We start from the raw sequence: 13086 nt of genomic DNA on the forward strand, positions 1-13086 counted from the left end.
CACCTCCGCTCGCGCGGAGAGTACGGGATTACCGTGTAGAGCCACGGCGGGCGGCTCACCTCCGATGGCCCAGAGAGCCCAGCGTCGTCGGGACGATCGCGTAGGGAGTGCCCGGGCCACCTCCGCTTGCGCGGAGAGCACACGGCCGACATGTACTCCGGCCAACCGGCCTGCGGCTCACCCCCGCGCCCGCAGAGGGCACGGATCAGACACCCGCGCGGCGGCGGCCAGCTGCGGCTCACCTCCGCTCGCACGGAGAGCACGCCAGCGACGGCGTCGGAGCCGCGCTCCTCGGCGGCTCACCTCCGCTCCTGCGGATAGCGTCCCGTGGAATTCTTTGCTGACCGTGCCGACGACGGGCTCACGCCCGTTCGTGCAGGGAGCTCTCTCTTCGCTACCTCGCCTTACAAAGCTCGGCGTCATTCCGCCGCTTTCCGCGCGTAGCGGAATTTGACCGGAGGTAGTCGCGCAGATAACTCACACCAAGCGGGTCACTTAACTTTCCCACGCGGACGACAACGCCACCTTCCGTATAAACACTTACTCTGGTGGGTGGCTTATTCCCATTCCCACGCAAGGGTGGCCATGGAGGAAATGTGGAGGTCGCTGCCGTGTAGGAGCACTGCGACCAGGAGCCCGGCACGGATTCGGTCGGCACCTGGTTGAATTTATCGAGCGGGAGCAATGCTGAGAAGTCCGCATCCATATGCTTTTCCGCGCCCGATGCCTGTAGCGATCTTTTCGCGAAGCAGTTCGGCGTCGAGGACTCGGGCCGTCCCATCGAATTGCGTGCGGGCATGCTGAATTCTCTGTTTTGCAACAGGGCCCTTGGAACCGTGCTGGCCTCGTACAGTGGCGAGCGGGTGGGCGGTGATGTGCAACGGCTCCAGCCCGCTTGCGTTGGACTGGCGTTCCCACCATTCAACAGCGGCATTGCCGCTCAAGGCCATAACCGGTGGGAGCTTATAGGCTTCCCGAGAGGTGGCACCTGGCTTCCGCACGGGGCTGGCTACACATCGGTAGTTGACGACCATCCCCTTGTGCAGGTTCGACAACAATGCGTCGAGTGATCGCGTTTCGACGTTGCCGTAAGCGTCTGGCAAGCGTGCGGTGTCAGGTTCCATGTGGCTCTGTAGTAGGATTTGCGGTCCACGCGGGCTTTCCTCTGCGCGGAACAAAACACCGAATGCGGCCCGGGCGGGTCCTTCTACTCCGTCGGGAAACATTTGCAGCATGCGTTGGTGCAGCCGGATGCCTTGGTCGCTGCCGGCGAGGTCCCTTCGGGCTTCGCGAGAACTGAGCGAAGGCACGATGCGGGTCAGCCACAAAGTCACCGGGCGCTCCTCTCCGGTTTAACGAAATGGGTGTCGATATAGGTTTGGAGCTTTTCCAGGTAGCCGGTGCCGAAGCCTTCGTACGCGGCCTCCGGCAGGTGTACGGCTCGCCGGTACAGCGGCCGGGGCCGGTACTGGCGCTCCAGCGGTGCGAACGACAGCGGCTCGTCGGTGACTTCGCCGCTGTGGTGATCGCCGTCGCCCCTGTCCGGGGCGCCGGTGTCCACGGGGAGCACCCCGAGCGGTCTGTCGCTGTAGAAGTCGGTTGCCTGTGGGCCGCGCCGCGGCCTCTTGGTTGCCAGGGGCAGCCGTACGAGGTGGTGCAGTGGATCCTCTACGGTTCCCAGCAGGATCGGTCCCTCCGGCGGGCAGGACCGGCGGCCGAGGAACAGGGGCCAGCGCGGGTCACGGAGGGCATCGGCGCACACGTGGAGCAGCTCTGCGTCGTCGGAGGTGAGCGCGAGGGTGAAAGCCGCGTCGGCCAGGTACTGACGCTTGGAGACCAGAGTGCCCTTGTCCTCGGCCCTGCGTTTTCCGTCAACGGTGATCACTTTTTCGTCGGCGGGTAGCCCACCGCCTACGGTGTGGAAGTCGGACAGAACTACGCCGGGGCGGTCGACCCGTACCGTCATCGACAGTGCCGTGAGGTCGTCCAGGGGTGCTCCGCGCTCCCGGCCGAGACCTGCGGCCAGCATGCCCACGACGCCGGACCGTGTGGGGAATCTGGCGGTGTCACGCAGGAGGTACTTGCTGTGGGTGCCCCAGGACTGCAGTGGGCCGGCCAGGCGCAGCAACAGCCCACGGGCGGGTTGCTCGGTCACTGCGGGGCCTCGGCGAGTGCCACGTCGACGGCGGCGGTGACGAGGGCTTCGAAGGACGCGTGACGCTCTCCGAGGTGCTCCAGCTTGTCGAACTGGAGGGAGGCGTGCGCCGCGTGGAGAACGCGGCTGGGGCCGAGGAGGGTGTTCGCGGCCTTGGCGTAGGCGTCGATGCCTTCCACGGAGCGTGCAACGTAGCCGCCGTGCTGGGCGGACCGTACGGGCTCCTCGAAGGCTGCGGCGAAGGACAGGGGCCGGTCGGAGCGGACCGCCACGTGGACCAGGTGCGGGAGCGAGTGCGGGGCGGTGGAGTTCTTCTTGGCCTGCGGCAGTGACTCGATGAAGGAGAGCAGGAACTGGGCGGCGAGTTCGCGGGCGGCGTTGACGGCGATGTCGTTGTCGTCGCTCAGGTTTTTGGTGAGTTCCTGTAGGTCGACTGTGGCGAACCGGTACAGGGTGCCGGTGCTGAACTCGGCCGTGCCCATGTGGCCGCTGCCTGTTTCATCGCCCTTTGTCGCGGTGACATCGTCGACGGCTGCGAAGTAGTCGAGTTCGACCTCGGTGGTGTGGGTGGTGAAGGCGTGCGCGACCTGGACGGCGCCGTCGACACCGGCCCGGTCGACCTCGGCGAGCATGCGGCCGAAGAGGTTGATGACGCCGTTCCTCTTGAGGAGGATCTTGTCGATCTTCCCCTTCAGGGCGCTCTCGGGCTTCGTCTTTCCCTTGCCGGTGAAGTCGGTCGTGAGCGCGTCCTTGTGGGCTTCGGCGATGTCCGCCAGTTCCTCGACAGCGTCTTCGGGGAGGTAGATGAGCGCGTTGGTCAGAACCTTGTTCGCGATGGGCTGCTTGTCCTTCCCCTTGGCCACCTCCCACTTGATGCTGCTCCCCGCCGCGACATGGGCACCGGCACGTCCGGCAAGCGCCTCATCCCACCCGCGGTCGCGTAGTACTTCGGCGACCCGCTCACCGATGCGGCGCGTGCGCAGCGCGCTGTCCCCGAGCGCTTCCTGGAAGTGCTCGCGGATGGCCCGCTTCCAGGACTGGCTGGAGATGCGGGTCCGCAGGGCGTCGCCGTAGAGCATGGTCTTGACCGAGTTGGTGTCGTCCCGATTCAGGTTCGCGTACGGAACGGGCTGAACAACGTGGATATCGACGAAGCGCGGCTTGAGGGCCATCAGGGAGCTCCTGTGGGTGAGAGGGTCAGTCCCGGTCGGCACGGGCCGTGATCCGGTAGAAGTCCTGCAGCCAGCGGCGACTGATACGCCCTGACTGGTAGGGCCAGTTGACGAGGTCTGCCAGCAACTGTCCCCAGTCGATCGGGGCACCGGCGGAGCGCACCTGATTCACCGCAGCGGGGAGGTGCAGGTGGATACCGCGGAGACTCTGGCGCGTCAGGAGGTTGATGCGGTTCTCTGCGGCGCTCATCCGCATGGAGGCACCCTTCGCCATGACGGCTTGTCCCAGAGTCGCACCGAACGAGGACCCGTACGGGGTGGCTTCTGACGGGGCGGTTCCCTCGTCCGGTTCGCCGTTCTCTGGAAGAGCCTGCTCGCCTTGCTCGGCGGCGGTGTCTTCGTCGTCGTCCTGGCCGGGTGTGAAAGCGTGTCGTGGCTGGGCTGCGATCAGTGAAGCCACCGTGTAATGGGCCTGGGCTGTTCGGTCATCACACTCTTCCGGCAGGCGCGTCGTCAGCAGCCGGTGCATGGGGCGGGCGCGCGGGTGGTCCAGATCGCGGCGCAGCCCCGCGCGCAGTGCGGCACGGGCTCCGGGGTCCGCGCGGCACAGGCGTTCGATACTCAGGGCGAAAGCGGCATACGAGGCGCGAGTCCTCTGGCGCTTGCCTGCTTCAGGGGCTTCGGGGTTCACGGCCTGTCCTCGGGTCGGTGGGCGACGCTCACGACTTCTTGGCCGCCCTGGTCGTCTTCGGTTGCTCCATCGCATTGAGCGGGTCTTTCAGTGCGGCGAGGATGATCGCCTTCGCGCTGGTGACGGCCTTCGCGCCCCGTGGGGTGCGTGTCACGGAATCGGTCACCGCCTCGTACGCGTCAAGTGCGTGGAGCCCGAAGGCCCGGCATGCGGCCTCGAAATCGAATCCGGAGTCCACGGCGCCGTCAGCTCGGGTCAACTGCCGGAACCTCGACCAGAACTCGTCCTCCGCCGACGGCCAGTACCGTGCCGCGACCGCGTCCAGCCAGGCCCCAGGGTCGTTCTTCTTGTCATCCGTGTACTTCAGCCACGCTTCCTTTGTGGCCTGCTCCAGCCGGTGCCCGAAGAGCTCGCCGAGTTCGCGGAGCTGGCGTACGGGCAGGTCGCTGCTCACCACGTCTTCCTCTACGCGGGAGAGAAGTACCGGGGTGGCGGAGTCGACGTACTGATGGTTGGCCGCCTGGCTGGCGTCCTGTTCGAAGCCGAGCGCACGTACTCGCAAGTACTCGCTGACGTCGAAGGCGTGGTCCATCACCTTTGGCTGGATGGGGCTGGCGTCATCCAGCTGCTTCAGCAGAAGGGCGTCGATGTCCCGCCAGAGGGAACGGGAGGAGCGTGCGAGCCGGGGGAACGTCTCTCCGTCCTTGCCGATGTCCCAGATCAGGTAGTCGTCCTCCGGGCGGATCCGCCCGGCATCGTAGGCCCAGGTGATGTACGCGTCGGTGGTGTGCTCGCTGTCCTCGGCGGCGACCAAGTACAGGGCGTGCTGCGAACAGGCGGTGAGCCGCGAGCAGGGGCCCTGCGGTTCGGGCATCGGCTTGAGCGGGTCCGGAAGATCCTCTCGCTCCCACGGGCACAGGTCCATCTGCCGGCTGACGTCGCCGTCCGGCGGGGTCAGACCCGCCAGCAGTGTCAGGAGCAGATTGTCGCACTCCGGGTGATACGACAGCGCGGCCCGCAGGGGTGACGCCTTCGCGTAATGGTGGCTCACATGGTCGACTGCACGTCTTGAGAGGGCCCCGGGGGCTCCCCAGTAGTGCCAGGTCAGCAGCGACAGCGTCGCCTGCGAAAGGTGGGGAAGAACGAGCTCGGCATGGCTCCAGTGCCCGAACCAGGAGTGGTTGTTGCCCGCTGACCGGCTCATGACCAGCTTGTGGATCCCGGCAGTCTGGTTCCTGTCGCACTGGTCGGGGAGACGAGGGTCCTGGAGCCAGGGACGATCACGGTCGAACAGGTCGAAGCGATGGGCCCACTGGTCGAAGTAGCCCGCGATGCCCGCCTTGCGGCCGCCGGGGAGTTCGATGCTCTGCTCAGGAAAGCCCTGCTCAAGGATCTCCTCCCGCCGATCGCCCCAGCTTGCGGGACCGGCCTCGTCCAGAGCGGTGATCCGGGCGGTCAGCGCGTACAGCAAGCGCAGCAGAGCCGAGTGAGCCGGAGCTTCCGGAATAAGCAGCGTGCGAATCTCTCCGGCACGCAGGAACAGACTCCTCAGACCCACATACGGCGGACCCGACTTCCCCTCCAGCCATGCGACAGGAATCCATGGCTGTTCGATCAGATTGGACGCAGGCGTAGCCACGCCCCTCCCCCCCCCCGTGGTCGGACATCCCCTAGATGCTAGACGGACGTACGGGACGGAGTACCCGTTTACGGCAACTCGTCGATCATCAGGCCGTGTTCACTCATGCAGAATCGATGCTTCGGGCCGGTGTACACCCACCCACCGTCTTCCGACTTTTTCAGATTCAGCCGGAGAACATTCTTGAGGGCGGCCATGCCGCGCCAGGCATTGTTGGCATCACCCTCCACGCCCTCGACGAGTCGCTTCGGTACCGGAATCAGATACGGGACCAGCTGGCCCGGCACCGGTCTCCCCTTGTGGCCTCGCTCAAGTCTCCGCTCCGGAACGCCGTCCTCCAGGAGATACACCCGGTTCCCCGGCCGGCCGTGCTCGTACAGACAGACCACCTGCACCACGTCCTCCCCGAGCACGGAGGAGAGGAGCTCGGGCTCCATACCGGTGGGGTCGCGGCTCAGCAGTCCGAGGTCGCCATCGAGCTCCCCCGGTCCAGGCACCGCCAGCCACCGCGCAGTACCGCTGGCCTTGTGTTCACGGACCGTGCGCTGGTTGTCGAGCTGCTGGAGCTCACGCGCCTCCGGCCCCTCCAGCCTGTCGGCGAATTCGTCGGCATACACGTCATCCAGCACGAGGGGCAGCTCTTCGGGCAAGGCAACCGTCCTGCCGGTCCCCAGGAGCAGGTCAGTGCGCCGTACCAGCGCGGCGTCGTCCAGTTCCGACGCGTTGTCCGCTCGGAGCACCACCAGCCTCGACCGGTCACTCACGCTCTGCACCGCACGGGCCAGCAAGGCCGCGAGCGGCGCCGGTCCGGATAGGACGAGGTCGAAATGCAGGCCCCGGACATGCTCCAGCATCGACGTCGTCACCAGCACCGAGGGGCCAGAGCCCCCACCATGTGGGGCGAAGGCACCCCGGCAGGCTGCGAGACGCTGCCACCGGTCCTTGTTCCGCATCTGTTCATGGATCAGGGTCACGTTCAGACCGGGGAAGTCCTTCGTGAGCTGACGGAACGTGCGGATGGCTTCCGCAGGCGTCGCCCGGTAGACGGCGGCTCTTCCGTTTCCGGCTGCGACGATCGGTGCAAGAGCCGCCTGGATCGCGCCGTACGGCGTACCGTCAACGACTTCGATGCTGAGCGTGCTGGCGCGAGCGGCATCGGCAGGCTGCTGGGGCTGGTGACCGCCTCCGGACTGAGCATCCACGAACGACCACCCCGGCGACCGGCGGGGCTGCGTCACTGGCTTCCTGCCCCCTCCTGCGCGATGGCGGTAGGCCGCCAGCATCGCGTCCACCGACTTGTCCGCAGCCGTGGCTGCCAGGACAACCGGGATCCGCAACGCGGCAGCCCACTCCAGGAACCGCAGCATCAGCTTCTGCCCCCAGGCGCCGCGGGCGTGGGCTTCATCCACCACGACGACCTTGCCGGAAAGAGCAAAGAGCCTCATGACGTTGAACTTCACCGGCATGAAGGCCTGCAGAAGTTCGTCCACCGTCCCCGTGCCGAGCGCAGCCAATAGCGCGCGGTGATGGGAGTTGAGCCAGCTGTTCGCCGTTGGGGCCCACTCCTCGCCAGGTTCCGGACTGACTCCGCCAGCCGCATTGGCGTGCGCCCACTGCTCCGCGGCTTCCGCCGGCTTCAACCGGGAAGAGCTGTGGAGCAGCAGCGATCGCCAGGGGCCGGTCAGTGCCTGCTCGGCGAACGCATGCACCTGCGCCATGTGGCTGTCAGCCGCTGAACCGGTCGGCAGTGCGTAGAAGAGGCCCCGCGCGCCCGCTGCATGCCCGAGGACGGCCGCTGCGCGAAGGGCCGCTTCCGTACGCTCCTCCGACGGCGGAGCCGTCACGACCACCATGCCCGGCCCGTGCTCGGCCACCAGATCGGGCACCTGGCGAGCCATACTCGCCACAAGACCACGCTTCCCCGCAGACTCAGGAGGTTCCGGCGGCCGGGCGAACCCGGTCCCGAGCAGGTCCATCCGCTGCAACAGGCGGGGAGCGGCCGAGCGGGCAAGCTGCCAGTAGGAGTCCAGATCGTCAGGAGTTCCAGCCCATGCCTCGTCCCTGAGCCGGGTCCGAATCTCCTCCTCGATACTGGCCAGCCAGTCCGACAAGGTCACCAACCCCGTCAGGACGACGGCCGCTCCTGGCGTCATCCGACCCTGCGGAACCGACCTCACCCCGACCACTCTGCGCACCTCGTCGAAGTGGAGCCGCCGCTGCTCCTCCCAACTCCCCACGGCCATACCGGGGTGACGCGCTGCAGGGCACCGCGAGTCCTTGTCGTAGACCACCGGGTGGAAGCGGCCACCGTGGCCGCCGAGCAGCTGCGCCACCGCGTGACTGAGCTGGGACTGCGGACGCCGCTTCGACGACGGATAGCCGATCTCCTTGAAGATCCCCACCAGCCACCAGTGTGCCGCCGCTTCGTGCGACTGCCGGTCCTGCACGGCGCCGGCACCGAACGTGTACCCCGGCTCACCGCCCAGCTGCTGAGTCAGCAGCTTCCCCCCGTGCTTCGGTCCATTCCGGTGCAGTTGAAACGGCACGCTGATCTTCCCGATGTCATGCAACCCCGCCCAGAATGCCGCAAGCGCCCGCGCCTGCTCATCCGAAACCTGCAGCGCCTCCGCTACCGTGCTCCGCTGGTGCACGGTCAGCAGCTCGTCCCAGACGACCTCAGCGACGGCGGCCGTGTCCAGCAGGTGGCAGATCAGAGGATGCGTATGGTCTGCACCGCGGGCGTCCTCGCCCAGCCCGGCAGCCTTGCCCCAGAGGCGGGATTCCAGAGGCACGGTGCTCCTTGTCACGAGATCGGACTTCCGAAGAACGCAGCAGAAGAAGCTGTCTCGCAATGCTTCGTCGCCTTGCAGCATCCCTGTGAAGACCGGCGCGGGGGAGTTCGGACAACCGCAGGTATACCAAGTTCGTGGTCCCGTAGAGTACTTACTGCTGCACGCCTCTCTGGGAGGTGCGCGGAATCCCATTGGCTCTTCAGGCGACAGCACATCGAGATGAACGCACGACCCTCTCGAGGGATGTGGCGCAACCTCGACCGTGTCTGCGCTCTGGAGAAGCAGTGTCTCGGTTCCTGCGGAAGTTCGTTCTGCGACGCGAGGTCCTCCTCGAGGTATCGCGCGTGGTGGTCAGCACGGTACTCCGTGTCCTGATCAACGAACTCGTCAGCTGGCTCTTCTGAGCCAACGGCGACGGATCCCAGAGGTCCGTCGCCTCCTACATGGCGAGGATGTCCCGCTGGCTTCCGATGTTTCCCCATTACGGCTCTGTCTTCCCGCGCGTCCAGCAAAGCTCTTCGCGCGAGCGAGGTAGCCGCAAACGCATGCGGTATGGGTCCCTACCCTTCTCCGTCGTGGAGTCGGCTCCGCGTGAGCGGGGGCCAGCCGGTGTTGCGCGACACACTGCGCGGCGCGTTGCCTCGACGTCCGTTCCTTGAAACGTGAAGAGCGTGATTGTTGTCCCCGACGGCTACGGCACCACCCTCACCCGCCCCCTCGACGCACTCCTCGAGGCCATCCGCCCCGGCCTCACCATCCGCTACCGCTGCGCCGCCAGCCCCGTCCGCAAACCCGGTGCCACCACCCGCGCCCTCTACAACCTCCCGCCCGTTGTCGCCCTCACCGGCACCGCAGCCGACGAATGGTGGCTCCGGCAGGCCGACAACAGCGGCATCAAACCCCTCACCCACCACTCCCACCCCCTGGACACCTTCCGCGGGCAACGCCGCCCCACAGGCACCCCGCCCCAGCGCATCCGCCACTCCCGTACCCAGTTCGACGGAACCGCGGCCATCATCGACACCGACCTCCTGCGGACAGCAGTCCTGAACGGCGTCGGCCGAGGCAAGGCGTACGGCTGCGGCCTCCTCAGCATCGCCCCCGCAAGGCAGACTTCATAAGACCCACCACCCGGCAAGCAGGTACATGCTCCGCGTGCGAGCAGAGACCAGCTCGGCCAGGCGCAGAAGCGCTCTTCGCGCGAGCAGAGGTGAGCCGCTGGTCCCACACCACACCGGCAAGGCCCACGTGGTCCTCTCCGCGCGAGCGGAGGTGAGCCGCCCATCGGACCGATGACCGTCATCCCGGTCTCGTCCTCTCCGCGCGGGCGGAGGTGAGCCGGTTGCACAGCTCGTAGGGAGTCAGCAGCGCTTGTGCTCTCCGCGCGATCGGAGGTGATCCGTGGTGCCGCTCCCTCCCGCCGGAGGCGATCACGTGCTCTCCGCGCGAGCGGAGGTGAGCCGATGGAAAGCAAGGGGACCGCCGAGGTCGGCCTGTGCTCTCCGCGCGAGCGGAGGTGAGCCGTCTTCCCGGTTCTTCACTGGGCTCATATTTAGGTCCTCTCCGCGCGAGCGGAGGTGAGCCGGCCGAGGTGACGGTGGAGGTCGAGGACAAGGAGTCCTCTCCGCGCGAGCGGAGGTGAGCCGGCGACCGCACCGCCCGCGGGAGGGTGACTACCGTGCTCTCCGCCCGAGCGGAGGTGAGCCGTACCAGACCTGCGGGTCCTTCACGGCCGCCATGTACTCTCCACGCGAGCGGAGGTGAGCCGGTCGAGCGCAACGTGATCGGCATCGACTCCCTGTGCTCTCCGCGCGAGCGGAGGTGAGCCGCCGCCCTCTGGGGCGGGGACCTCCTCCTGACCGTGCTCCCCGCGCGAGCGGAGGTGAGCCGTCGTGATCTCCGCCGGCCTTCGGTACACCGCCGTGCTCTCCGCGCGAGCGGAGGTGAGCCGGAGTTCGGAACTCTGCGCACCGCGGTCAACAGGTGCTCTCCGCGCGAGCGGAGGTGAGCTGGAGCTTGAGGACTACATGATCGAGGGCGGCGCGTGCTCTCCGCGCGAGCGGAAGTGAGCCGACGCTGGAGGATCTGAGCGCCGCCCGGCCCTTGTGCTCTCCGTGTGAGCGGAGGGCAGCCAGCCCGCAGGCCCTCGTCCGTGAACAGGGCGTTGCGCTCTCCGCGCGAGCGGAGGTGAGCCGTTCGAGGCGGAGAAGGCTGAGCTGGAAGGGCAGTGCTCTCCGCGCGAGCGGAGGTGAGCCGGTCGACCAGAACGGCATCGGCCACGGCGTGGTGTGCTCTCCGCGCGAGCGGAGGTGAGCCGAACTCCACCACGGCGTCGATCCCAGCCGAGACGTGCTCTCCGCGCGAGCGGAGGTGAGCCGATCCTCGTCTCGGACCTCCTGGACGCCCACGCGTGCTCTCCGCGCAAGCGGAGGTGAGCCGAGATTGAGCGGCAGACGCGGGAGGACGGACGCGGTGCTCTCCGCGAGAGCGGAGGTGAGCCGGCAGCGGGGGGAGACTCGTCCCTCAAAACGTGCTCTCCTCGCGAGCGGAGGAGAGCCGCTGACGGAACAGGCCGTCATCATCCGACGGGAGTGCTCTCCGCGCGAGCGGAGGTGGGCCGCACCACGGGCTCAAGATGACCGGCGTCCTCTTGTGCTCTCCGCGCGAGCGGAGGTGGGCCGAAGGCGTACATCGCCACGAACGGCCGCCCGCCGTGCTCTCCGCGCGAGCGGAGGTGAGCCGTCGTAGTCCGCAACGTTGCCCGGCGTCGCGACGTCCTCTCCGCGCGAGCGGAGATGAGCCGCAGCTCGACTGCCAGCCAGAGAACGGCCAGCGTGCTCTCTGCGCGAGCGGAGGTGAGCCGCCCCGGTCCCCGCGATCCGGGAACTCGCCCCGGTGCTTTCCGCGCGAGCGGAGGTGAGCCGACATGGACGTCGCGGCCAGGGGTGTACCCCGGGTGCTCTCCGCGCGAGCGGGGGTGGGCCCGGGGGCCGCCGGGCGGTACTGCGCCGACACGCGTGCTCTCCGCGCGAGCGGAGGTGGGCCGACGTCGAGGCCGGCCGTACGAGCCCGCTCCTCGTGCTCTCCGCGCGAGCGCAGGTGAGCCGGGGAAGGTTAAGGGGAGGCCGAAGAAGAACGGTGCTCGTCGCGCGAGCGGAGGTGAGCCCGTCAAGGAAACGACGGGTCGCGTCACCTCGCGGTGCTCTCCGCGCGAGCGGAGGTGAGCCATACCAGACCTGCGGGTCCTTCACGGCCGCCATGTACTCTCCGCGCGAGCGGAGGTGAGCCGATCCGCCGGGGAGACCGGCTGTCGTCCAGAACGTGCTCTCCGCACGAGCGGAGGTGAGAAGTACACCCTCGTCAACCGGGACCTGCGCCGCACGTGCCTTTCCGCGCGAGCGGAGGTGAGCCCCGGAGATCGAGCTTGCGGAGCGGCTTGCCGCGGTGCTCTCCGCGCGAGCCGAGGTGAGCCGCCGTCGGGCGCCGGGCGGAAGGTCGAAGGAACGTGCTCTCCGCGCGAGCGGAGGTGAGCCGCCGATCTGCACCAGGGTCCAGGCGCGGGTGACGTGCTCTCCGCGCGAGCGGAGGTGAACCGCCCTACATCGGCGACGACCACGAGCCGGACGCGTGCTCTCCGCGTGAGCGGAGGTGAACCGTCACCATTCGGTCAGCCAGGTGTTCGACGGAGTGCTCTCCGCGCGAGCGGAGGTGAGCCGGACACCGACAAGCTGACCGCGACCCGCCGGTTGTGCTCTCCGCGCGAGCGGAGGTGAGCCGTCCGCGAGGTTGGCCACCACGTCGGCGGTCACGTGCTCTCCGCGCGAGCGGAGGTGAGCCGCACGCCCACAACGGCGAGGGCCGCATCCTGTGGTGCTCTCCGCGCGAGCGGAGGTGAGCCGGCCCGGGGGTTGTGGTGGCCGATTTGGCAGAGGTGCTCTCCGCGCGAGCGTCCTGTTCCGGTGCGGTGACGGCTTCGGTGAGCAGGACTTCTGCCCGGGTGGTGCAGGAGTCGTCGTCCTCGTCGACCCAGTGCTTGAAGCTGTCGCGCTCGTACCCGGTCCGCTTCTCCTCGGCGACCGGGATCTTCCCGATGGCTTCGGCCAGGGGGAGGCCGGATCCGTCCTGGGCGCCGCCGGGCGCACCGGACGGGTTGGCGGTGGCGGGGGGCTTGGGGTTGTCTGCCTCGAGTGTCTCGGCGGAGCAGGCGGTCAGGGTGATGGTGGTGAGCAGGGTGGCGGGCAGGAAGCCGAGGCGGCGCGTCACGGGGGACTCCAGCGGGTTGGGGCTGATGCCGGCTCATGATTTCAGTTGGGCAATGTTGGTGAGGGTGTGTCACTCGTTCGGGAGGGCTTTCTCAGGCGTTCTGTGTTCCGTGAGGTAGGTCACCCTGAATCTTTGCTCTGTTTGCGCAAATTCATGGATGTGTGGGGCGGAGGGGAAGGTTTGCCGGTGGCAGGGTTGGCGATCTGGTGGCGTGGGGTGGCTGTTGTTGCTGGATAAGCAGTTGGGAACACCCGTACGTCACTAGAGATTCGCTCTGGGTGACATTTTGTGGGTTGCCACTGCACACCAGCGCGTCTTGGGTCGTCGTTGTGGTGAAAGCGCACTCCGGCGCACTCCCGGGCACAGTCCAGCCG

7 protein-coding genes are annotated in these 13086 nt (G+C 67.6%); 1 reads left to right on the forward strand and 6 read right to left on the reverse strand.

Going from position 1 to position 13086, the window contains the following annotated elements:
- Positions 1-668: 668 nt before the first annotated feature.
- The 6 genes from cas6e to IE272_RS36315 form a co-directional block, all read right to left on the reverse strand.
- Positions 669-1334 carry a type I-E CRISPR-associated protein Cas6/Cse3/CasE gene (gene cas6e, locus IE272_RS36290; protein ID WP_190009956.1) on the reverse strand — a complete coding sequence of 222 codons (666 nt, stop codon included), beginning with the start codon at positions 1332-1334 and terminating at the stop codon, positions 669-671.
- Positions 1331-2155, reverse strand: a complete 825-nt coding sequence (gene cas5e, locus IE272_RS36295; protein ID WP_073804016.1) for a type I-E CRISPR-associated protein Cas5/CasD — start codon at positions 2153-2155, stop codon at positions 1331-1333. The genes cas6e and cas5e overlap by 4 nt, the downstream gene beginning before the upstream one ends.
- A complete protein-coding gene (cas7e, locus tag IE272_RS36300) occupies positions 2152-3327 on the reverse strand; it encodes a type I-E CRISPR-associated protein Cas7/Cse4/CasC (protein WP_190009958.1) in 1176 nt (391 codons plus the stop codon). Before cas7e ends, cas5e begins: the two co-directional genes overlap by 4 nt.
- Before the next feature lie 25 nt (positions 3328-3352).
- Complete coding sequence (casB, locus tag IE272_RS36305) at positions 3353-4018, reverse strand: type I-E CRISPR-associated protein Cse2/CasB (protein ID WP_190009960.1); 666 nt, start codon at positions 4016-4018, stop codon at positions 3353-3355.
- 28 nt (positions 4019-4046) lie between these two features.
- Positions 4047-5657 (reverse strand): type I-E CRISPR-associated protein Cse1/CasA, encoded by a 1611-nt coding sequence (casA, locus tag IE272_RS36310; protein ID WP_190009962.1) that lies wholly within the window; start codon positions 5655-5657, stop codon positions 4047-4049.
- Positions 5658-5725: 68 nt separating this feature from the next.
- Complete coding sequence (locus IE272_RS36315; RefSeq protein ID WP_190009964.1) at positions 5726-8449, reverse strand: CRISPR-associated endonuclease Cas3''; 2724 nt, start codon at positions 8447-8449, stop codon at positions 5726-5728.
- Between the two features lie 671 nt (positions 8450-9120).
- Here IE272_RS36315 and IE272_RS36320 point away from each other — a divergent pair.
- Positions 9121-9570 carry a type I-E CRISPR-associated protein Cas6/Cse3/CasE gene (locus tag IE272_RS36320; RefSeq protein ID WP_308433894.1) on the forward strand — a complete coding sequence of 150 codons (450 nt, stop codon included), beginning with the start codon at positions 9121-9123 and terminating at the stop codon, positions 9568-9570.
- The last annotated feature ends 3516 nt before the right edge of the window (positions 9571-13086 follow it).

Source organism: Streptomyces anulatus (genome assembly GCF_014650675.1).
GTDB classification, from domain to species: Bacteria; Actinomycetota; Actinomycetes; order Streptomycetales; family Streptomycetaceae; genus Streptomyces; species Streptomyces anulatus.